14 protein-coding genes, 6 tRNA genes, 1 rRNA gene and 3 pseudogenes are annotated in these 23,808 nt (G+C 36.3%); 3 read left to right on the top strand and 21 right to left on the bottom strand.

Annotation, left to right across the window (positions count from 1 at the left end):
* Positions 1–12: 12 nt before the first annotated feature.
* Both ACQKIM_RS22895 and ACQKIM_RS22890 read right to left on the bottom strand, forming a co-directional pair.
* Complete coding sequence (locus tag ACQKIM_RS22895) at positions 13–1,545, bottom strand: Tn7-like element transposition protein TnsE (RefSeq protein WP_427548413.1); 1,533 nt, start codon at positions 1,543–1,545, stop codon at positions 13–15.
* Positions 1,526–3,370: a TnsD family Tn7-like transposition protein gene (locus ACQKIM_RS22890; protein ID WP_427548411.1), complete on the bottom strand. Its 1,845-nt coding sequence runs from the start codon at positions 3,368–3,370 to the stop codon at positions 1,526–1,528. Before ACQKIM_RS22890 ends, ACQKIM_RS22895 begins: the two co-directional genes overlap by 20 nt.
* A 167-nt stretch (positions 3,371–3,537) precedes the next feature.
* Between ACQKIM_RS22890 and ACQKIM_RS22885 the strand changes: the two are divergent.
* Positions 3,538–4,664, top strand: a pseudogene (locus ACQKIM_RS22885) (IS3 family transposase); the annotation flags it as partial.
* A 231-nt stretch (positions 4,665–4,895) separates the two neighbouring features.
* Complete coding sequence (locus tag ACQKIM_RS22880) at positions 4,896–5,831, top strand: hypothetical protein (protein ID WP_427548409.1); 936 nt, start codon at positions 4,896–4,898, stop codon at positions 5,829–5,831.
* Between the two features lie 162 nt (positions 5,832–5,993).
* On the opposite strand, the gene ACQKIM_RS22875 is transcribed toward ACQKIM_RS22880, so the two are convergent.
* From ACQKIM_RS22875 to ACQKIM_RS22790, 18 genes and pseudogenes are all read right to left on the bottom strand, one after another.
* Entirely contained in the window at positions 5,994–6,701 is a 708-nt protein-coding gene (locus tag ACQKIM_RS22875) for a hypothetical protein (protein ID WP_427548407.1), read from the bottom strand.
* Positions 6,702–6,714: 13 nt separating this feature from the next.
* Positions 6,715–8,385: an ATP-binding protein gene (locus ACQKIM_RS22870; RefSeq protein ID WP_427548406.1), complete on the bottom strand. Its 1,671-nt coding sequence runs from the start codon at positions 8,383–8,385 to the stop codon at positions 6,715–6,717.
* Positions 8,360–10,516: a Mu transposase C-terminal domain-containing protein gene (locus ACQKIM_RS22865; RefSeq protein WP_427548404.1), complete on the bottom strand. Its 2,157-nt coding sequence runs from the start codon at positions 10,514–10,516 to the stop codon at positions 8,360–8,362. The genes ACQKIM_RS22870 and ACQKIM_RS22865 overlap by 26 nt, the downstream gene beginning before the upstream one ends.
* A pseudogene (locus ACQKIM_RS22860) lies at positions 10,513–11,351 on the bottom strand (TnsA endonuclease N-terminal domain-containing protein). The gene ACQKIM_RS22865 and the pseudogene ACQKIM_RS22860 overlap by 4 nt, the downstream one beginning before the upstream one ends.
* 152 nt (positions 11,352–11,503) lie before the next feature.
* The gene (gene glmS / locus ACQKIM_RS22855) at positions 11,504–13,306 is read right to left on the bottom strand and encodes a glutamine--fructose-6-phosphate transaminase (isomerizing) (RefSeq protein ID WP_427548402.1); all 1,803 of its coding nucleotides are present in this window, start codon (positions 13,304–13,306) and stop codon (positions 11,504–11,506) included.
* Between the two features lie 774 nt (positions 13,307–14,080).
* A pseudogene (locus tag ACQKIM_RS22850) lies at positions 14,081–14,439 on the bottom strand (DJ-1/PfpI family protein); the annotation flags it as partial.
* An 88-nt stretch (positions 14,440–14,527) separates the two neighbouring features.
* A complete protein-coding gene (gene glmM, locus ACQKIM_RS22845) occupies positions 14,528–15,880 on the bottom strand; it encodes a phosphoglucosamine mutase (protein WP_427548400.1) in 1,353 nt (450 codons plus the stop codon).
* A gap of 304 nt (positions 15,881–16,184) precedes the next feature.
* On the bottom strand, positions 16,185–17,240 hold the full coding sequence (locus ACQKIM_RS22840; RefSeq protein WP_427548398.1) for a CdaR family protein: 1,056 nt from the start codon (positions 17,238–17,240) through the stop codon (positions 16,185–16,187).
* Positions 17,233–18,069, bottom strand: a complete 837-nt coding sequence (cdaA, locus tag ACQKIM_RS22835) for a diadenylate cyclase CdaA (RefSeq protein WP_427548396.1) — start codon at positions 18,067–18,069, stop codon at positions 17,233–17,235. Before cdaA ends, ACQKIM_RS22840 begins: the two co-directional genes overlap by 8 nt.
* A gap of 149 nt (positions 18,070–18,218) precedes the next feature.
* A complete protein-coding gene (locus ACQKIM_RS22830) occupies positions 18,219–18,845 on the bottom strand; it encodes a zf-HC2 domain-containing protein (protein ID WP_427548394.1) in 627 nt (208 codons plus the stop codon).
* 13 nt (positions 18,846–18,858) lie between these two features.
* Entirely contained in the window at positions 18,859–19,422 is a 564-nt protein-coding gene (sigW, locus tag ACQKIM_RS22825; RefSeq protein ID WP_427548393.1) for an RNA polymerase sigma factor SigW, read from the bottom strand.
* Positions 19,423–19,554: 132 nt separating this feature from the next.
* On the bottom strand, positions 19,555–20,460 hold the full coding sequence (rocF, locus tag ACQKIM_RS22820; protein ID WP_427548392.1) for an arginase: 906 nt from the start codon (positions 20,458–20,460) through the stop codon (positions 19,555–19,557).
* A 184-nt stretch (positions 20,461–20,644) separates the two neighbouring features.
* Positions 20,645–20,717 (bottom strand) — tRNA-Lys (locus ACQKIM_RS22815).
* A gap of 15 nt (positions 20,718–20,732) precedes the next feature.
* Positions 20,733–20,807, bottom strand: a tRNA-Gln gene (locus ACQKIM_RS22810).
* Between the two features lie 14 nt (positions 20,808–20,821).
* Positions 20,822–20,905, bottom strand: a tRNA-Tyr gene (locus ACQKIM_RS22805).
* A 14-nt stretch (positions 20,906–20,919) separates the two neighbouring features.
* Positions 20,920–20,995: transfer RNA gene (locus ACQKIM_RS22800), tRNA-Val, on the bottom strand.
* Positions 20,996–21,067: 72 nt separating this feature from the next.
* Positions 21,068–21,142, bottom strand: a tRNA-Glu gene (locus tag ACQKIM_RS22795).
* A 117-nt stretch (positions 21,143–21,259) separates the two neighbouring features.
* A tRNA-Asn gene (locus tag ACQKIM_RS22790) sits at positions 21,260–21,336 on the bottom strand.
* Between the two features lie 265 nt (positions 21,337–21,601).
* Between ACQKIM_RS22790 and mbcS the strand changes: the two genes are divergently transcribed.
* On the top strand, positions 21,602–23,179 hold the full coding sequence (gene mbcS / locus ACQKIM_RS22785) for an acyl-CoA synthetase MbcS (RefSeq protein ID WP_427548390.1): 1,578 nt from the start codon (positions 21,602–21,604) through the stop codon (positions 23,177–23,179).
* Positions 23,180–23,713: 534 nt separating this feature from the next.
* Here mbcS and rrf read toward each other — a convergent pair.
* Positions 23,714–23,808: ribosomal RNA gene (rrf, locus tag ACQKIM_RS22780) — 5S ribosomal RNA — on the bottom strand; the annotation flags it as partial.

The raw sequence follows: 23,808 nt of genomic DNA, 5'->3' as shown, positions 1-23,808 counted from the left end.
CTTCTTAAATTCTCATGTAAATATCTTGCGAAATATTTTATTTGCTCGATGTTCGATATTTCTCTTACCATGCCTCAATGTTAAAAAATTTATATTGTTTAAAAATAGTTGTCCTTTATTCCAAGTCCCATTATTATCAATTAACTCATTTAAAATTTGTCGAAAGTAATAACTTTTATTTTTTTGATCCTTTAAAAAACAAATAAAAGTCGACAGAGCCCTATCTTCTCTCTCAACTTCAATAACATTTACTATTGTATTTGGATATAACACAATTTCAGCACACACATATTTCCTCTCCATCACACCATCACTCAAATAAACAAAACGCTTCGTATCAGAAAACTCCTTCAGACTTCCTTGAATAATATTAATAGACTGCACATCCGGAAAATCTTGTAGCACTCGCATAACCTTTATAAATTCGCCTAGCTCACCGTCAATTTGAATATCCATCAATGCCTGTTGCTCTAGACCCCTAGTAACTTGATTGCCTCCTACATCGGCTGTAGATCGGTTACTGTTGCTATTAATAAATCGTTTCTTCGTATTTTCATCCTCGAAATCACGTTTTTTATTCGTTTTCCTTGGAATTTTAGTTACTTTAGGTACTGTCGTATATTCATGAACCTGGTTGTCCATTTCAATAACATCAAAATCATCTGTTGTACCTTCAATTTCTTCATTCAAAATCATTTCATCTTGCTGGCCATTTAAAATTTTTTTAGTTTGTAAAGTATACTTCTTTGCCTCATTTGATTTAGTAGTTTGAGCAGTATCAGGATGGTAATATGTAATATCGTTGTATAGAATATGTTTGTTTTTTACATTCATTACTCGCAGTACTGTAACGCCATTAGCATTAGCTTTCACAATGGCTCTAATCGTAATCGGTTGGGAAAAAGACCATTCAAACTTCAAATCATGTTTTTGATTAAACGTATGAGCAATATTTTCAAACACATTCCTTAAATCACGATTTGTAAGTAGCCACACGAGCTGATATAAGAAAACCGTATTTGTATATTTAATGTTATAGAGTGATGAAAAATCCAAATGAATTTTATTAGGGTGATAATTTTCAATAAAATACTGCGGAAACGAATTGGTTTCAAGAAGTCGGTAAAGTAAAAATCGATTTGGCGCTAAGATACTGCGAACTACTTCAATTAAAGGCAAGATATAGCTCTGATTACCTTGCTTAACGATAAAGCTTCTTGATATATCTTGATCATTCGTCCCTTGCACTTGCCAATCGCGCTCATAAATAGAAACATTATTAGGGTAGATTATAATCTCTATTTCATCGTTGCCTTGTGGTGGGATACTTTTTCTGATATCCCCATCTACGTAATAATGCTGAATTGCTAAAGCTGGGAGCGTACCCCAATCTGCTAAAATTTTTTCAGTTTTGCCCTTTGACCTAAAATAAACATGAATCATTATTTTTTTCTCATACCAAAAAGGAGAGCTTATCCAAATTAATTGGGCTTGCTCTCCTTTGTTAAAAGGCCAATGTTGTAGTTTAACTTGTTGTTCGCTCATCTTTCGTCACGTCCCGTTTCATCGCTATATAACTTTCTAATATAGGTTTTATTTCATGAAAATGATTTGATTTAATTGCCGCAACTCGTTGCACTTGCCATAAGAGAATTGGCTCGTTATTTTCTAGTAATTCATCGATGATTTTATAGCAACGACGTAATTGAAAATCCTGAACAGATTCCGTAATTTCCTGTAATAACTTACTTGTTTGTGGAAGTTTATCTAAATGGCGCTCTATATTCGCTAAGTTACCTAGACGCTTCCCTATTATCGAAGTCGTAATTCGTACAGACTTTTTTTCTTTTAATAGCTGGTGATATAATGCTTTTATTTGCTTTGCATATTGTTGATCTCTTTTAAGCCAATCAACAGATTTCGTGGGCTTTTGTTTATGTTGTTTTGGTGGTAAATTTTCTTCTAACCAACTCTTATCATTGCGATACAAATAGATATACTGCTTTTTAAACTTTTCTCTCAACTTTGTTTGTGAAAGGTGGGAGAAAAGTTTCATTCCATCTAATAATTCCTGCTTGTATTGCGCTAATTTAACTTCAACTGCTCCAGAATCCTCATACTGTTTTAATTCTACATTTCCATTTAAATACCTTTTAATTGTTTTCGAATCTACGCCTAATTCTCTTGCCATAGCTCGGATGCTTAATTTCTCAATGGCCAGTTCATTTAATTTCTGCAGCCAAACCACTCCAAAAGCTTTTATCCGTCCTATTTTTAAAATAGGTGTCGTATGTTTTCTTACATAAATAAACCCACATGAACATGTAAATGTACCAATCATATTTTTCGTTTTAAAGTCCCTTGTTACGTTTACATCCTGAATGATGAACTGCTTATAATGTGATGCAGCCTTATTTAAACAAGGAAGTGGATCAGCACCAAACGCTCCTTGATCTGTTGAAGAAGTTTTAAAGCTATTTATATCTTGCTGCAAAAAATGTAGGAAAAACAAATGCCGTAACGGATGTACATGACGTTTAGAGTTACGCAATAACACCTTCAACCAATTGTATTCGTCCGCTTCGTTTAATTCGCTTTCATATAGCTGTAAAAAAAACTTTGGAAAATGTGACTGTACCGCTTGATACAGCTCTTTTTGACGCACACGGTTCGATGCCGTTATTAAATTTCTCTCTCTTAATAAGCCTCTATATTTTGAACTTACAACTTCTCTCGAAAGTTCGTGTAAAGTTAGTTGCAGCAGCTGATAAGCTTGTTTTGCTATGGCAACCGCTATTTCTTTATATGGATCAGCATCATAAATAGTCGTTAAATTCATGTGCTTCATTTCAAAGCTAATATACTGTATCCGACTATCACTTTTTATCGGATATTGGCGTAATAGAATTTCATGATGAGGACAATAATTAATACCTTGAAGCTGATGCTCTCTATGAATATATGGTTCGCCGTATTGTACATTATCTGACTTCGCACATTCAGCACAATAATATAAACCATCCTTTCGACAAATACCGCCTGCTACAATGCCTAGCCTCGTATATAATGCCTGTCCATCCAGTAACACATCCTGTAAAATCTCTTGCTGACGTTCTTTCGATAAAAATGAAGCATAGTATGGATAAATTGTATGATTAGCTAAAAGCGATTCAACAGAATATTGTGGTCCTAGCCTTTCTGCTAAAACAGAAAAATAGCTACCAATCTCCACACTCGGTATCACAGAACGACTGCCAAACAACTCTTCCAACGTATCTTTACAATCAAGATTCCCACTATAAAAATGGTAACGTGCAATGGCCGAATATAACAACTCATCTGGATATGGATTTGTAAAGAAAGGTAACATTTTATCACTCCCATGAAAATATATTTTATTATTCAGAATTTCATAATTGTGTATAGAGGATACAAAAAAGATTTGTCGAAATATGAATGTAGAATAGAGCCATGGACACACTCTGGTTAAGTTAGTATCATTATAACCAAGAGAGGACGTGTCTTTTTTATGATCAAAAACGATACAATCAAGAATTTAAACAAACTGTAGTAGAGCTTTATCACTCTGGTACATCGGTCAGTCAACTGTCTAGCGAATATGGTGTCTCTGAAGTAACTATTTATAAATGGATTAAGTTACACTCCCCAATTGAAGGTGTAGAAGAATTAACTGCAGCAGAAGTTTCTTCGATCCAAAAAGAAAATCTTCGATTAAAGCAGGAGATTGAAATCTTAAAAAAGGCTATGACCATATTCGCGAAAAAGTAACAGAACAAGAACTCATTGACCATATTGAAAACGAAAGCGAACATTATCCTATTCAACTAATGTGTCGCGTTTTAAAGATACCCAAAAGTACGTATTACCAGTCTTTCCACAAGAAACCTAGTGTCTATGAAGTTGAAAATCAAACAATTACGGTGCGTATTTGTGCCATTCATAAAGAAAGTGATGGACGATATGGTGCACCAAAAATCCATGCACAGTTACTCAAGGAAGGCGTGAAAGTTAGTATTAAACGTGTACAGCGACTTATGAAAAAAGCTGGTATTCGCTCGAACATCACAAAAAAGTACCGTCCGACGCCAACACAAAAGCCCGTGGAAGAACGTGAAAACGTACTCGAACAAGATTTCCAAACAACAACGATTAATGAAAAATGGGTAGCTGATATTACGTATATCCATACGATCCACGATGGATGGTGCTACTTGGCGTCGGTTCTTGATTTACATTCGAAGAAAATTGTAGGGTATAAATTTGGACGAAAAATGACCGTAGATTTGGTCGTTGAGGCATTGGATCACGCTGTACAAGCACAAAATCCAGCACCAGGATTGATTATCCATACCGATTTAGGTACGCAATATACGAGTGAAACATTTCAAAAAAAACTAAAAAAACACGAAATGATTCCGTCGTTCAGCCGTAAAGGTTGCCCATACGATAACGCCTGTATCGAATCTTTTCATGCGACATTGAAAAAAGAAGAAGTCTATCGAACGCGCTATGAAAATTATGAAACAGCTAGAGTCGCGCTATTTAAATATATTGAAGGTTGGTATAATCGCAAACGCATTCATGGTGCCATAGGCTTTCTAACGCCCGAAGAATGCGAAAGAATATGTCGAACTACGGCATAAAACAGTGGGATTCAAGCAATCTACCCCTTCCTATTTTGGGCGCAACCTCCATGGATTTCTCGCTCTACATTCCGTGTAGTCTGTCAAAGGCTCTTTTCACTTTGACTGGCTACACGGGATGTGGAACACTCCATAAATGGTGGTTGCCACAAAACAAAACTTAACTTTTATGTGTCCGGTATCTTGACATAGATCCAATAATTATATACAAAAAATAGGGAGTTGATTGGTTTGAAGTTATCCAAGTACACTAAAATGTATGACAATATCGCATCTAATGAAGATTACCTAAAAAAAATTAGTACCCGTACTAAATGGAAATTAATTTCTTTAATAATAATGTCTATCTCAACAATAATACTGATTATAACGTTGTTTACAAGTACAATTTGGATATTCATGGATACGCATAGAACCAATTACCTTGGAATGCTTAGTCTATTCTTATATGTTATATCAATAATATTATTAGTATTAGTAGATTCCTCAGATCCATTAAAAAAAATAACAAAGCCTGAAGCAAAACTATATATATACTTTTACATAGTAAATAATGAGTTCCCTGATATTGATATTGAAAAAAATCTATTTAGCTTCAAAACTCTAATTTTTTATGACTTACTCAACCTTATAGGACGAGAATTTAAAAACAATGAGATTAATTACAATTCTGTTCATTTTATAAAAAAAGTAGAGTTTAACCAAAAATTATTAACTGAGTGTAGAAAATTATTCCTAGGCAAAGCTAATAATATATTTGAAAAAAAAGAGGAATTTATAGAATGGTTAAATCTAAGTTTGAAAATATATTTCAACTATTTGACTAAAAATGATGATGAAGCATTTAATGATGATGAATTAATTGAGATACTAAAATTAACAATCGAAATAAACAATTTTATAAAACCAAAAACTTCTAATGAAAATATTGATGAACAAGATAAAAAACAATCTAAACAACTAAAATTAAAAATTTTATTTTCTACAAAAACAATCAAACTTACAGCAATTATTATTATTATTTTCGCTGCAATTTATTTTTCTGCCGAAGCTAAGAATATCGACGAAAAATCAACAGAAATAGCTTATTTTTATACTGTTCTGGGTACCTCTATAAGTTTAATTCTTTCAATTATTGCTTTCCCTATAAATAAGAAAAATTCATAAAAATCAGAAACTTACTTTTACTAAACTAACTTCAATCAACGTATTAGACTAAATAATAATTGCTAATGCGTTGATTCTTTATTAATTTGGCACTTAAGGTTTCCAAAGTAAAAAAAGAATGATAATTTAACTATCTATCCAGTCACCCAACCCTAAATAAAATTATCGATATAAAAATGCAATTTCCTCTAATAGTATTTCCAAATCGTTATCTGTTAAGTTTGCTATAGCACTTTCATTTCCATGCATAACTTTATTTCTTATCTTTTTGTACTCCTTTAATTTTGAAGATAAATTATTCAAAGTATGTTTTTTATAAATTTTATTTAAATCCTGTGTTTTAGTATCTTCAGTTAGACATCTTAAAAGCCCTTCAAAAGCAATAAAAAGATGCATAAAACTCCCTAGAAAATTATTATTTTTATACATTAGATAACTTAAATACAAGGACTGTTCCCAAAAGTGCAAGCCTTCTTTACAACCTTCTACATGAAGCTCTACATAGAAAGTATAATCCAAAGCTAAATTATATAAATATCCAGGTTCACCAGTTATTAAATATACAAATGTAACTTCTTTTTTAAAAGAATCTACATTAACAGACTCTATAGAAAATTGGGCTGTTTCTACCTGAGTACATATCCACCCGTAATTATATTCATTTTCATCTATAAAACCGTATGTTCCAAAGGAAATTCTATCTAATATACTAAACTCTTCAAAATCCATTTCTTGATGTTCATATAATCTAAACTCTTGATAATAAGTATTTTTTTCATATCCGTATATATCTATATCTAAATAACTATTAATCGTTCTCTTAATATAAATCCCCATATCTGTAAGTGTCTCTCTAAAAGTAGATTCCATCTAATTTGCTCCTTTAAATATAATTTTTAATGTATCCTTTCTTTTTTAATAGCTCATACGGATGTAGCTTTTGATTTATAGCATTTTTACGAATTTTTAATAACAGTAATATCCGTTCATTCACTTCAATATTATTAGATTGATTAATTTTACTAACCTTTAATAATTCTTCGACAACTGATAATTTATAAACACTATAATCTGTTCCAATAGGATATCCCTCTATTATTTTTCTCGTTATAGCTTGAACTTCCTTAATACTTATGTTACTAAAAATCCCCATCGCAACTACCTCAACACTCAAACTTTCTATCATTTCTTGTTGCTTGTAAGCCAATGTATTCTGCCGTTCCTTCATCGCAGCTTTCACTTTACCTTCATACTGCATATTCCTCTTATGATTCATCATCAGTTCATCCAAATTAATCATAATATCCTCATACTTATACATAGCGGCAAAGTCATTGTTACGAATCGCATTTAACATCGGCTGAATAATTTTCATATCCTTCTTTGCAGTTTGCTTCAGCACTTTTACCGTAATAATTTCATCTTCATTGTTTTCATCAAACAAAGCTCTTTCTTGAGCCAGTATAAAGAGATTTACAGCTACAGATGTGATTCCCTGACATTCTTCGTAGAAGGTCCTTTTAACGTCTTCTGTAAGCTCTGAACATGTTTTAAGGCATTGTAATTCCCATAATGTTTCTAAAAAGAATTCCCATTCCTCACTATCTTCAGCCATGCGATCCCAAATAATTGCGCCATCACTCGCTGCACGGCGAGCTTGTCTAAAGTTCCCCTTAAATAACTGCTGCGCTTTGGACGTACCAATTAAAACTGTTGGAATGCCAACAGTATTTGACAGTGTCACAAAAAAATTTAACATTTCCTCTTGGTCATTCTTAGCATGTAGCAAATGCTGAATCTCATCGATAACAAGTACACCAATACCATACATACTCGCTAATGAAGTCATGTGCAAAAGCATTGTTGATGTAACACGATTTAAATAACCGAACTTTTCTAAATAGCGCGTGCCTAATAAATCATCAATTGCTTTGAAAAAACTTTTGCATAGCGTAGACAAACTACCATCATATGGACAATCAATCTTTAACCAAACAATTTGCGTGCGATTAAACGGCTGTTGCTCGTATATTTCATGTTTTATTATTTGAGGGTACATCAATAACAGTCGTTCAATTGCGGTTGTTTTGCCGATGCCTGAGATTCCAATAATCGATAAGCTATCTGCTGTGGAACGAATATGATTTAAACGTTCATCGATATACTTATGAGTCTGTTCTTTATCTTCACGCAATTCATGTAGCACTCGAATTCTTTCAAAAAAGGTTTTGTCTAAAGGATTCCTAGCTAAATAACCTCGACGAATTAACGTTGATAAACGGCGCTCTACTTCAAAATGAATTGGCAATGGCTGAATAAAGTTTTTCACACGCTTTAGCACATGGTAACGAATATTCGTTTCACTCTGCTTATCTTGCTCGCTAATACGTGGTGTGACCATAAAACGGTCCAATACATCATCCTCATCAAAGATTGGCGGGAGGGCTTCAATAAAAGGATTTTGGGCATATTCAGTAAGCATTTGTGGCTTATAATTAGCTTCTTCCATATCACCCTTTAAGACGACATTATTCATCTTTTCCAAATTCCACATCTCGCTTTCTCTTCAATTTTCCCATAAGACGTGAAGATGATTTCTTTTCTGGCTGTTCTTCTAGTTTAGTTCTCGATGTAAAATCTATTATTTCGGTAGGTTGCTCAGCTACAATAGGCGATAAATCAAATTTTTCTTCTTCACGATTGGCTTGTTTTTCAATCGCTTTGTTGTCTCTAATTGCTGCTAGCTTTTCTTTTTTACTTGTTGGTTGATGTAGCGCCTTTTTCTTCTTTTGCTCTGCTGCTTTAATAATTTGATCCATCATTGTATCTGTATTAATTGTTAGTTGCACTTGCTTAGAGCGTTCTTCTTCCTCTAATTCATTTCGTAGTTGTTGCTGAAAAACAATATCCTCTAAAAAGTCCAATTTGTATTGCTGGCTCGGCTCTAATAAAATGCATGTTTCATAATCCATCCCATTATCATTTGGAATATAAATTTTGTCTAAATGACGTGGATCATACACAATATCGATGCTTTTATTCTTCAACTTTGCATACCACTGTTCCTCGATAGCGCGCTTTGAGCCATATAATAAATTTTTAAACTTGATTCCTGCTCGTGAAATAGTTGCTCTACCACGTAGCAACACATTTAAACGTAAAATATCTCTGTCTACTGTACGAAGACGCCCCTTACGATTTTGAATTCCCCAGTTCCACAAATTAATTGGCGTTGGCACAACCCTATCTGTAATCATCTCTTTTTCCATTGGATACTTATCAATGATTTTATGGTTATGGTGCAGCAGCATCGTAATGATTAATGCTGTAAACTCTTTTAAATTCAGCGTAGCGTCTAGCCTATAGTCTCTATCGCCACGCTCTCGATGTTCTTTTTGAATAGCGCCTGGTGCTTTTTGTTTTACTTTTCCATTAATCGTACGGAATTTACGCTCAACAATACCTTTTAAATCTCCTCGATATGCCGTTGTGTTTTCAATTTTGATATTTAAATTATTAATAAGACCGGCTACAGCATAACCTTCAAATTCCCCTCGGTCTGCAATAATGATTTCTGGCAAATGATAAGTCAGCCATTGCTCTTCTGTAATATCAATATCGTATTGCTTACAAAATTCAACTTTATCGGCAACCATATTATCTAAAGCCATCATCGCACCTAGCCATGATGGACCTTCTAATCCTACATAAATCCCTGTAACAATGCGTGAATATACATCAATAATTGCATAAACAACAGGTCTACCAATAACTCGATTTACATCAAAAGAGCTAACTAAATAAATATCTGCAATTGTTGCATCAATTTGAAAACGTATGCCAGGTCCATTCGTTTCAATTTTGGAATTGCTTAAAATAGGACGATGCTTTAACTCATATTGCTTAGCACTTTTACGGAATTCTATATCCTTCTTAGGATCTTCAAGCTTTTTGAACCAATAATAAAATTGATGATAGGACGGAATACGGTTTGATTCCCAAATACGATAATGAAACTCTCCGTTTTCTTTGTAGCGATTTGAATAAAAATCTCGCAAAACAAAATGGTACACATCTTTTACCGAATAATTATTAGTTTTGCGGTAGTATTTATTAATGGCATGTTCAAATTGTGTTTTAATCTCATCTGTTATGTTAATGCCACTTCGATATTCACCATTTACAGTTACTCTACGTGGGCGACCAATTTTATCATTAGTGAGCTTTTTCGTTTTTCCACGACCACCTGAATTTGAGTAATCGGGTAACATAGCATTTTTGTTCATCCCACGTTGCCAATAGCGACTAAGTAATTTTTTGACCTTCGTTGGTGTAACATTCAATTCTTCAGCTATCTCTTTAACTTTTGTTTCTCTACCATTCTTCTGAAGCAAACTGTTCATATGTTCTAGACAATACATTTGAATGATTTCCCAGTCTTTATCTCGCTTTTGAATTTGTACTTCAGTCAAATCTTCTTCCGCTACAACACGCGCAAAAGGATCTGCGATAATAAGCCATTCTTTTTGTTCTATATCCGTTACTAACGATGAAAAGAGTTCTTTTTTAGGCATGGATGTATTAGCATCAATATTGACGATATACACATAAGATTCCTCAATTTCAATAATACGAATACCGGTTGAATCTTTTACAGATTGAAGTACTTGGTTAATATAAATCATCTATATTTCACCTTCTTCAACTTGCTTTCATTAATTGACTGGATAAGAATAGGCTGCTCTACATTAAGTGGCTCTAAGATATCTACTCGGATTATTTTTTGAGCAAGCAAGTAATAAAATAACGTCATTCCACTTCCTAAAGGCATATGTGTTTCTTTATCAAACATAGTTGCTATTTCTCGAATACTTTTGTTTCCACTCAATATTCTCTGCAATAATTCCATTGCTAAATCTTCAGTGTGCTGATAGCTTATATTTTGAAAAGCATCATATTGTTGAATATCGTAGTAATCATGAATATAGCTAATATTCCTTGCCATTTCCTTGGGAATCTCTAGCTCTGTTACGATACCCCAATCAATTTGCCGTCTCTCCCAATAAACTCGCTCGATTTCAAACTTTTCAATAACTCGCTCCTTTAATAGCTCGTCCTTCATTTTTATGGTCCGAGCAAGTTCTATAAACCCTTCACCTTTATCTACTGTTAATAAAAAATCCGTTGTCATCCAACTAGCTCATTGGTTTTAGGGTCTGTAGGATGTTTAAGACCTAATTCATCTGCAATGACAATTGTTTCTTCCAACGGCAATAAAGGAAATTGTTCTCGAATATCTACAACAAAATCCGAATATTCAGTTAAATAAAAATAGTTTCGTTCCAAATCTGATAGAAATTCATGCTGTCTATTTGTTTTAATACCTTTTAAACGAGTAGACCGACCTTTTGAAGACACATCTTGAATATTTAACCACAGTTTATAATCCGCACCAACTCCCATGCCACGGCCTTCTTTAATCCACTTCTCAACTTGCGATGTTCTTGCTCTTTTGGACATAAAAACACCCCTTTAGACAACTATAATCTAAAGGGGTAAAACGGTGCAACTTTTTTCCAAACAGTATAACTTTATTTTAAACGGTACATCTTTTTTATAAACGGTACGACTTTATTTCAAAACTACATCACAATTCCTTGAAACAAACAACCTTACTCCACAGTCACCGATTTAGCTAAGTTACGTGGTTTATCGACATCGCAACGGCGGTGTAGTGCAGCATAGTAGCTAATTAACTGTAATGGCACTACGGAAACAAGTGGTGTTAGTAATTCGTGGACATGTGGAATTACTAAGCGATCACCATCTTCATCAACGCCAGCCATCGCGATAATGCATGGATATGCGCCACGTGCAGCTACTTCTTTCACATTACCACGAATATTTAATGCTACAGCTTCTTGAGTCATAAGGGCGAATACTGGTGTTCCCTCTTCGATTAAGGCAATTGTTCCGTGCTTAAGTTCTCCACCAGCGAAACCTTCTGCCTGAATGTATGAAATTTCCTTTAGCTTTAGAGCACCTTCGAGACTTATATAGAAATCGATGTTACGACCTATGAAGAATGCGTTGCGAGCAATTTTTAAATAGTCTTCTGCGATATCTTCTAAAACTTCTTTAGAATCGATTATTGTTTGGATACCGTTTGCGGCAATTGCAAGCTCCTGTTTTAAATCGAATTCTAAGCCTTTGCCGTTTGCCTTAGCTGTTACATAGGCTGCTAAAGCAAGAACAGCTACTTGCGCTACATACGCTTTTGTTGAGGCTACCGCAATTTCTGGACCTGCATGTAATAACAATGTATGATCTGCTTCACGTGATAGTGTAGAGCCAGGTACATTTGTAATCGTTAACGTTGGATAGCCAAGCTCTTTAATTTTCACAAGCACTTGACGGCTGTCTGCTGTTTCACCTGATTGTGTAATAAAGATAAACAATGGTCTCTCAGATAATAGAGGCATATTGTAGCCAAATTCACTAGAAATATGAACTTCTACTGGGATACCCGCCATTTTTTCGAAATATTGTTTACCGATGAGACCTGCATGATAGCTTGTGCCCGCCGCAATAATATATAAACGATCTGCTGCTCTTAATGCTTCTAAAATCTCCACGTCGATTGTTAATTCGCCATTTTCACCTTCGTAAGCTTGAATAATTTTACGAATAACAGTTGGCTGCTCATCCATTTCTTTTAGCATATAGTGAGGATAAGTACCTTTTTCAATGTCGCTCATATCAAGCTCCGCAGTATATGGTGCACGTTCTACTACAGAACCATCTAATTTTGTAATTTCCACACTAGCCTTGTGTACAATAACTACCTCTTTGTCGTGAAGCTCAACATATTGATCTGTTACTTGTAGCATAGCCATTGCATCCGAAGCAACAACATTGAAGCCTTCACCAATTCCAACTAGAAGTGGTGATTTATTTTTTGCTACAAAGATTGTATCTGCCGCTTCTGCATCTAAAAGTGCAAGTGCATATGAACCATGTAATAGAGATAAAGTTTTACGGAAAGCGTCTGCTGTGGTAAGACCTTCTTTCACAAATAACTCTACTAATTGCACAATAACCTCTGTATCTGTATCAGATTTCATTGGAATGCCTTTTAAATACGTTTTTTGTAATAGATGATAGTTTTCAATAACCCCATTATGCACAAGTGTAAAACGTCCTGATGCACTTTGATGAGGGTGAGCATTTAAACGATTTGGCACACCATGCGTTGCCCAACGTGTATGACCAATTCCAATTTTCGCTGCAATTTCTTCGTCCACTGCCTCACGTAAGTCAGCAATACGTCCTTTTTCTTTAAAAATCGTTACACCTGCTTCATTACGAACAGCAATACCTGCTGAGTCATAGCCGCGGTATTCTAATTTCTCTAAACCTTTTAATAGGATTTCCTTTGCATCTGATTCACCAATATAACCTACAATTCCACACATAAAATTTATTTCCTCCGATATCATCAATTTAACGCAATGACAAATCAGACCTCAGCCTATCGAATTTTTGTGAATGTAAAAGTAGTGCTTTTCTTCTTAGAAAAAAAGCATACAACTACATGCACCTTACTACTACTTACTCAGCCGACTGAAAAGTAGTTAATCGATACGTGAAGTTTCTCTATTTATCTTTGCTTTAACTATACCTTCTCCATTTTCTGTACATTCAATCACTCGAATGCTTTCAAAATGAAAAATGACAATCGGGTATGTCGATTGGGAGGCATCCGCCGAATTTTCGATAAACCTCCACCTCGTCTGCTGAAGATTTCTCCGTCCAATTTCCTCAGCTCAGGCGCTATAATTGTTTTCCGATTTTACGCTCTCGTTCCTCCTTCTGCGTTCGTTAAAGGATAAGGTCGGACCTTATCTTCAACTTCTCCATCATACTCAATCATATGCTATCCGTCAAATTATCGTTATAAAAAATACCTACATTCACCCCTCTATATTGACAATAATGAGACAATTATTAAAGAATATCCACGAAAAATGCCCATTCAGTTATTTACCAGTTAGTCAGAGCAAGCTGCTGATTTAAATGAGATTTTCCAGTAATATTACGAAACTCGTGACAAATCGGATTATGGGTAATTGGCTTATTCTATGGTACGTTTCTGCCTTATGTATTTGCGGTTTAGCGGGGTTTATATTAGGTGGTGGTGGATACAAGGCTCTTGATAGAGGATGGATTGATATTTTATCTCTCTATTTTTATCGTTCTTTACTTTCAAGTAATTTCACAATTTCCCGATTAAATGCTGGCAAGCCATCTGGTGTGAGGCTTGTGACTAATTGCTTTTGGCACACAAATACCTCCGCATCATGGAACTTGGCACCTGCATTTTCTAAGTCTACACGAATCGATTTATAGCCAGTTGATCGCGACCATTTAAAGTTTTAGCCGTAATTAGTAACTGAGGTCCATGACAAATGGCAAAGGTCGGCTTCATACCATCCATAAATTCCTTTACAAAGGCAACCACACGATCGTCTGCACGTAATATATCTGGAGAAAATCCACCAGGAATAAACAGTCCATCAAATTCAGTGGCTTTCACCTCATCAATCCCATTACTTTCAAACATTCTACATTGTTACATCTGTTCATCATAAAAAAAACTCGACTCCCTATTAAAGGAAATCGAGTTTGACTATTTATTATTCTGATAGACCCATTTCAGCGCGGACAACATCAGCAATGCGCTCCACATAACGTGTACAGTCTGTCTCTGTTGCAGCTTCCACCATTACGCGTACAAGTGGCTCTGTGCCAGAAGGACGGACTAACACACGACCGTTGCCTGCCATTTCCGCTTCAACCTCAGCAATAACTGCTGCAACCTTAGCATTCTCTGTAACAGCATGCTTATCAGTTACACGAACATTTACTAAACGCTGTGGGTAAATTTTCATTTCAGATGCTAACTCAGAAAGTTTTTTTCCTGTCGCTTTCATAATATTCACTAACTGAATACCTGTTAGTAAGCCGTCGCCCGTCGTATTATAGTCAAGGAAAACGATATGACCTGATTGCTCGCCGCCTAAGTTATATTCGTGAGCGCGCATTTCTTCTACAACATATCGATCACCAACTGCTGTCTGAACACTTTTTATACCATTGCTTTCTACAGCTTTGTAGAAGCCCATATTGCTCATCACTGTTGATACGATTGTTTGTTTTTTTAGGCGTCCAACCGCATTTAAATGCTTACCGATAATGAACATAATTTGATCACCATCAACGATTTTGCCATTTTCGTCAACTGCAATTAGACGATCACCATCGCCATCGAATGCTAGACCCACATCTGCATCTTTTTCAGTAACAAATTTAGCTAATCCTTCCGGATGTGTAGACCCTACACCATCATTAATATTTAGGCCTGTTGGCGAAGCACCCATTGTCGAAATATCCGCTTCCAGATCCGCAAATAAATGTGTAGCTAGGGAAGATGTAGCACCATGTGCACAGTCTAGTGCTACATGGATGCCATCAAACTCTTCATCTACTGTTTGTTTTAAGTATTGAATATATTTTTGTCCACCTTCGAAGTAGTCACTTACCGAGCCTAAATCTGCCCCTATTGGACGCGGCAATGTATCTTCTAATGCATCAAGCAATGCTTCGATTTCATTCTCTTGCGCATCTGTCAGCTTAAAACCATCTGGACCGAAAAATTTAATGCCATTATCTGCAACTGGGTTATGTGAAGCTGAAATCATGACGCCTGCGTTTGCACTCAGAATTCTAGTTAGGTAAGCCACACCTGGTGTTGAAATAACTCCAAGACGCATCACCTCTACACCGATTGATAAAAGGCCAGCCACAAGTGCTCCTTCTAGCATTTCACCTGAGATACGTGTGTCACGACCAATTAAAACCTTGGGACGGTCTGTTGCATCCTTTGTTAAAATATAGCCCCCTACTCGGCCAAGTTTAAATGCAAATTCAGGTGTTAACTCACTATTCGCGACACCACGGACGCCATCTGTTCCAAAATATTTACCCATTTTGATTATTCTCTCCTTCAATGCATGCCAGTGATCAGCTCGTCTATGCTGACAAAAAGATCACCCATCTGCTTACTTTTGGAAAAGTCAATTTTTGTTCATTCACTGGTAACTATTAATTAAATTTCTATGCATAGTATCTGAATTAGAACAAGTCACTCAATTTCAAATAATAAACATAGAGTATTTCGATTTAGCTTGAGTATCTATTATCGTTAGTGTTTTTTCATATTCGAGAAAGAATACTCTACCGATAGAGAATGAATCTCTACTGAATCAAAATAAAATTATAGTCAGTTATTGTTTAAGAATCAATATCTTCTGTTTTCTCAGTAGGAGTATTTTCATCAGAAGGAGTGGTATTTGGTTCCTCTGAAGGAGGCGGAGGAGTAGTCGTTGTCGGTGTTGTTTTCTCCTGCTCAACCTTTGTAATATCTGCCTTTATTTTAATTTTTGAGTCAGATATTTTCGTCACGCCCTCTGGTAATTTTACATCATATTCATATGTTTTAGATTCTGTAATTTTTGACAAATCCACTTCCACAGGAATTTCAGTTAAACTGTCTATAATGGATTTTCTACCATACACCTTCACCATTTTTTGATTAAGTGTTAATTCATTAATGGTCACTTCATCTGGCGCTTTTCCAATTTCCTTCATTACAACAGGTAGTTCCCTACTATACTCTGCTATATCAACTTTTACTTTTACAGCCTCTGGTTCTATTGTCACGTCTAATTTATTTAAATCTCGGTCTAACACTTTAACAGCTGCTACTTGGGAGAATGGTTCCTTTAAACCTTGCTCGCCTGATACAGTAGCTTTGACATAACTAATGCTCTCAATTGCACTTTTCGCACCTGTTACATATACTGTTGCTGGCTTTGCAGTCATCCCTTTTAATATATAGCCTTCTTCAATTAAACGATGATTCATCTCAGGGTCAACTCGAAATTCCTGTGTGACCTTTTCTTCAATATTTATATTTACCATTGCTGGGTCTAAAGTAACTTGTAATTTATTAGAAATATTTTCATATTGCAGTCTAACATTATGCTTTCCTATTAGCAAATTACTTAAATCCACAAATACTGAGAAGTCTTTTGCTGCCTTTGCCTGTATAACAAGTTGCATCGGGCCTTTTATTGTCACATCCACAGTTTTCGGCAAACCCGTTACAATAAGGTTCTCATTATCATAAAAAACATCGACTGGGACATCGCGAATTACATCTGTTTGCTCATTGGAGGTTGTTTTATTTGAAGAAGTAAGCTCCGTACGAACAGAGAAAAATAACAAACAGGCAAGAAATAATGCGATGATTCGTAACACCCAAGGGCTATCCATCATTTTATCCATTCTTTTTCCCCCTCCAAGTCAACTTAGAGGCTGCACTTGATTCTTGAGCTGTTCCAAACCACATGTTACGTAACAGTGTTTCAAATTCCTCTAGAGAAAGATTTCGGTGTAGATTGCCATTTAGTGTAATACTAATAGCACCAGTTTCTTCTGATACAACAATTGTTATCGCATCTGTCACTTCACTTAGACCAAGTGCAGCACGATGGCGTGTCCCAAGCTCCTTTGAAATAAACGGGCTTTCAGAGAGTGGTAAGTAACAAGCTGCTGCAGTTACTTTATCCTTCTGCATAATCACGGCTCCATCATGAAGTGGTGTATTAGGTATGAAAATGTTAATAAGTAATTCAGAAGAGATTTCAGCATTAAGACCTATGCCTGTCTCAATATATTCATTTAAACCAGTTTCCTTTTCAATAGAAATTAGCGCCCCTATACGACGTTTAGCCATATAACTAACAGATTTCTTCATGGCCTCGATAAGCCTTGTTTGTTCATCCTCAACCTGGCTAGTAGAGCGTTGGAATAGCTTACCTCGACCAATTTGTTCAAGACCACGTCTGATTTCGGGTTGGAATATAATAATGATCGCTAAGAAACCAAACTCGATGACTTGATTGAGCATCCAGCCCAACGTTTCTAACCCTAAAAAGTCCGTAATGATGCGCGCAATAATAATTACGAAAATCCCTTTTAATAACTGGACAGCCTTCGTACCTTTAATGAGGGTTAAAATTTTATAAACAACGTACCAAACAAGCAGTACATCTAAGAAGTTAATAACAATATTCACAGGTGTTAAATCAGCGAAATGTTCGATAATTTGCACGTGGCATCCCCCACTTTTCATTGCGAATCCATACACATTTAAGTATAGCACATTCTTATCAAATGTAACTTTTTTCAAATGAAAAGTCTACTCATAAGAGTAGACCTTTCAGCCTCTCACGTGCACTATCTTTTAGGACGTATAGAGTGTTATTTAGTTTCTTCTTTCTCCTCAAATGTCAAAGCGGTTTTTACTGAGTTTTTGATTGTATACCATAACCATTCGAATGCTTCGTCAATTTCCTCTATTTTACCTGATACAACTGCTGAAGAAGCCATATACTGCCCGTTAATAACAGTGACATTGCCATCAACTTCACCCTCAACAATTAAATCACCATTTTTAACAACAATATCACCTTTCACCACTTCTCCCTCAGGTACAATGACTGTCTGACCATTAACAACTAAGTTTGGCTGTTTGGTCACTGAGAAATGTTGATCATCCATAAAGTTACCAATTAAAGTTGCACTCATGAATAAGCAAAATACTGCTGCTGCCACAAAAAATGGATGCCGGCGAATCCATTTTTGCATGCCTACACGACTTTTGGGTTTCGGTAAACGAGCCATCACGGATTCTTCAAAATGCGGAGGTGCTGTAATATGGGAAGCACTCTTCACAAAGGCGATTGTTTCACTCAATTCTTGCATCAATTGTTTACAATCACTACATGAATGCAAATGTTGTTTTAACTCTTGCTCATGCTCACGACTAATGTCACCGTCTAAATAATCGTGCATATAATCTATAATATGCTCTGGACAAGTATTCATGACGCTCCCCCTCCTACAGATTGTTTAATTGCTTACGTAATGCTTCACGTCCGCGGTGAATTCTCGTTTTCACCGTTCCAAGAGGCATATCTAAAATCTCGCTAATTTCTTGCAACGATAACTCTTCAATATATTTCAATACTATAACTGAACGATATTTATCTGGCAAACGTCCAATTTCATATTGAATGCGATCCTGTAGCTCCATTTTCTCTATTTGTTCCTCTGGTAGCTGGTCATCTGCTGCAATTTGTGAATACATATCAAGCCCTTCTGTACCAGCTACTTCAGCATCTAAATAATAATCTGGCTTTTTTTTCCGAATACGATCTATGCAAAGGTTCGTCGCTATGCGATAAAGCCACGTCGAAAATTTTCGTTTCTGATCAAAAGTATGCAAATTCATGTAGGCACGAACAAATGCTTCTTGAGCAATATCCTCAGATTCTTGTTTATTTCCTAACATCCTATAGCATACTTGGTACAGTTTGTGCTGATAGAGACTCACAATATCGGCAAATGCGTTTTGATCGCCTTTAAGCACTTGTTTTATTCTCTTATTTACTAACGCATCCATTGTGTTGACTTCTCCACCTTTACAACTGTCTTATACTATACGAGGTTCTGATAAGAAAAGTTTCAATTTATTTTTAATTATAGCAAAAGATTTTGTTCATTGTGGTGAAAGGCAATTATTTGTTAATTTTCTTTAAACTAGTGTTTCTCCGAATAGAGAACCCATTAATGCAACAGCAACATTAGCTGTTGTATTCTTTTCATCTAAAATCGGATTAACCTCAACAAATTCAGCGGATGTTAACATACCTGATTCTTGTAGCATTTCCATAGCTAAATGACTTTCACGATACGTAATTCCCCCTGGAACAGGTGTCCCTACTCCTGGCGTATAAAGTGGATCCAGACCATCTAAATCAAGCGATAAGTGCAAGCCATCAACATTTCTTTCTTTTAAATAGGTAAGAGCATCTTCCATAACACGCGTCATACCAAGACGATCAATTTCATGCATTGTGTACACCTTAATTCCTTGTTGACGAATAAGATCGCGTTCTCCAGGATCTACAGATCGCGCACCAATAATGATAACATTCTCAGGTTTAATTTTTGGCGCAAAGTCGCGAATTCTGACTAAGCGATCATGACCAAGTCCAATGCTTACAGCTAAAGGCATACCATGTATATTGCCAGAAGGTGTTGTCTCAGGTGTATTTAAATCAGCATGTGCATCATACCAAATAACACCCAGGTTTTTGTAATGCTCTCCAAGACCAGCAAGTGTACCAATAGCAATACTGTGGTCCCCACCAAATACTAACGGAAACTTTTTCTGCTCTAATGCTTCATGTACATTATTTGCTAAAGCTGTACTAACATCAATAACTTCCTCTAAATTAAGTAGTTTCTCATCTACAACAGCACTTTTAAGTGTTTGACTAACATGGATATCCCCTAGATCTTGTACCTTATGTCCAATTGCCTCTAAGCGTTCCACAACTCCCGCATAACGGATCGCACTAGGTCCCATGTCTACGCCTCTACGTGCTTGCCCGTAATCAGTTGGTACTCCAATAATAGATATATTAAGTTTATTCATCTTTTCATACCCCTTTCTAGTTGTAAGACTATTGTAAAGCCTGTATCCGCCTTGGCTCAACCTAACATTTTTTTGAATATTTATGCAATATTTTCAAACATAAAAAAATCTCCTACTGTTTTCAGCAAGAGATTAGTATCTGTAGTTAATGTAACACTTTTTAAATATTTTATACTAAAAAAAGTGAGCCATGAAGGACTCGAACCTTCGACCCTCTGATTAAAAGTCAGATGCTCTACCAACTGAGCTAATGGCTCAAATTAAGAAATGAATGGCTGGGGTACTAGGATTCGAACCTAGGCATGACGGAATCAAAATCCGTTGCCTTACCGCTTGGCTATACCCCAATCATTTATAAAACTGGTGGAGGGGGACGGATTCGAACCGCCGAACCCTAAGGAGCGGATTTACAGTCCGCCGCGTTTAGCCACTTCGCTACCCCTCCGAAATAACACTATATGGTGGAGGATGACGGGCTCGAACCGCCGACCCTCTGCTTGTAAGGCAGATGCTCTCCCAGCTGAGCTAATCCTCCATAAAAACAGGTGTTTATTTCTTAACAGTTTATTTTCTTTTTAAGCCTTTGCATTACTACAAAACTTTAAAATGGTGACCCCTACGGGATTCGAACCCGTGTTACCGCCGTGAAAGGGCGGTGTCTTAACCACTTGACCAAGGGGCCATTTTATTAATGTTCCAAACAGGACAAGATTTATATTACCATTATTTCTTCCTTAATGCAATACTTTTTTATATTTTTTAGCTATGTATAAATGCATCCTAAAAATGGGCAAAAAAATGGCTCCGAAGGCAGGACTCGAACCTGCGACAACCTGATTAACAGTCAGGTGCTACTACCAACTGAGCTACTTCGGAACAATGATATTCAATTAAATTTTCTAAAAATTCTTAAGCACATTTATTATTATAGCAAGCATTATAAATTATGCAACACTTTTTATAAAAATTTTCATATATTTTGTCGAATGGGTTAGTAGGAACCATTAAAAATCATAATAGTTCTCTATAAAATCTAATATTTCTATTTTGCGTACTTAATATTCTTGCTGTATATTATTGTAATTGATAAAATAAAAATAGTTTTATGAATTTTCTATTATTTATGGGGAGGAATGTTCAAATGGTTACAAACGATTTAATTGCACCAGAATTTTATAACATTACTGAGGAATTAGAGAAATTTTCTCAAGATAGTGAACGTCAAGCAATAAGATGGTTAAATACTCAACAGGAGCGCCGAACTATTTCCTATTTAGAGCTTGTTCAAAAAATGAACCAGTACGCAAATGCTTTTACGAAGAGGGGGCTTCAAAAAGGCGATCGCGTATTAGTCATTACTCCACGACTACCTGAGGCATACTTTGTCTTCCTTGGCTGTCTAAAGGCTGGTATCGTGCCTATATCTTGCTCTGAGATGTTGCGTGCAAGTGATTTAGAATATCGTATGGAGCACTCCTCTGCAAGTGCAGTGATTGCTTACGAGGCATTCACGGGTGAAGTAGATCATATTTCTTCTACTGTAGAGGCTTTAAATAATAAATTGGTTATCGGAACTGCTACCGGTAATTGGACTTCGTTAGATGAGTTAGCTAGCACGCAGCCCGATACTTTTACTGCAGTTCCTACAAAACGTGATGACATGGCTTTCCTTTCTTATACTTCTGGTACAACTGGTAAACCAAAGGGAGTTGTTCATTCTCACGGCTGGGGATATGCACATATTCGCACAGCAGCTTCACAATGGCTTTGTGTGCGTGAAGGTGACTTAGTATGGGCTACCGCAGCACCAGGTTGGCAAAAATGGATCTGGAGTCCGTTTTTATCCACTATAATGCTAGGTGCAACTGCATTTGTTTATCATGGCGGATTCGACGCAAAAACATATCTTCAACTACTTCAAGATGAAAAGGTAAATGTATTATGCTGTACACCAACTGAATATCGTATACTGGCGAAAATTGATAATTTAAAAGAGTACAATCTATCATCATTGCGAAGTGCAGTCTCTGCTGGAGAACCATTAAATCGACCGGTTATCGAAGCATTTATGAATCATTTTGGTCTTAAAGTCCGAGATGGCTATGGTCAAACGGAAAATACACTATTAATCGGCACACTAGAAAATACTGAGTTACGTCCTGGTTCAATGGGTGTCCCAACTCCTGGTAATATTGTACGTATTGTAGACAATGAAGGTAATGAAGCATCTGTTGGGGAAGTTGGGGATATCGCTGTTCATAAGTCATCTCCTGCTTTATTTAAAGAATATTATCGTGAGCCTGAACGTACACAAGCTGCCTTCCGTGGCGATTGGTATATTACTGGTGACCAAGCCAAATGTGACGAAGATGGTTATTTCTGGTTTGAAGGTCGCGGAGATGACATCATCATCTCATCAGGCTATACAATTGGACCATTTGAAGTAGAAGATGCTTTGAATAAACATGAAGCTGTACAAGAATGTGCCGTTGTAGCAGCACCAGATGAAATTCGAGGGCATATCGTGAAAGCCTTTATTATTTTACGAGAATCCTTTAAAAACCATGATGAAGAGGAATTAACAAAAGAGCTGCAGGAGCACGTTAAGGCATTAACAGCGCCTTATAAATACCCTCGGAGCATTGTCTTTATAGATGAATTACCTAAAACTACTTCTGGTAAGATTCGACGTGTAGAATTACGAACAGCAACTGTTTAAAATAATCTAGTCACCTTGCCATGTACTACGGTGGACAGCTCTTTTATATCCTTGCGCATCCTGGGCATGATGTATTTGGCTAGACAGCATCCGAGGCATCCTGCACGATATTTTTAGAGGAAGAGGAGTGGCGCGTTCTTTATTGCATTTCAAATCGGACATCTATTCCACCATCCACGCCCCCAACGAATAAAACTTTATTTGGCGAAATTAGGTGGCTTTTTAGGACGCAAGGGAGATCGTGACCCAGGGTGAAGGTGATATGGAAAGGATTTATCAGCTCCATACCATACCGAAGTATTATACGTACTTACTTCCATAATTAGGGTGTGTTGTGGGTCAAGTTAGTCTCTATAGGTGGGAGTCTTCTGTATCTGCCGCTATGCTTTCGATACAAAAAACATTTGCTGAATGAAGACAAAAAGAGACATTTCAACCAGGGCTCTATGGTTATGCTGGTGAAATGTCTCTTATTCTTTTTGTTTTTGGACATAAAAAAAGCCACTACTGAGTTTGTCAGCAGCGACTTTTTGCGCCTAGCAATGTCCTACTCTCACAGGGGGAAGCCCCCAACTACCATCGGCGCTAAAGAGCTTAACTTCCGTGTTCGGTATGGGAACGGGTGTGAC

Origin of the sequence: Lysinibacillus sp. NPDC047702 (assembly GCF_050272555.1) — a bacterium.
Taxonomy (GTDB): Bacteria; Bacillota; Bacilli; order Bacillales_A; family Planococcaceae; genus Lysinibacillus.
The sequence above is the reverse complement of the archived record's forward strand: the minus strand, read 5'-3'. Positions and strand labels throughout refer to the sequence as shown.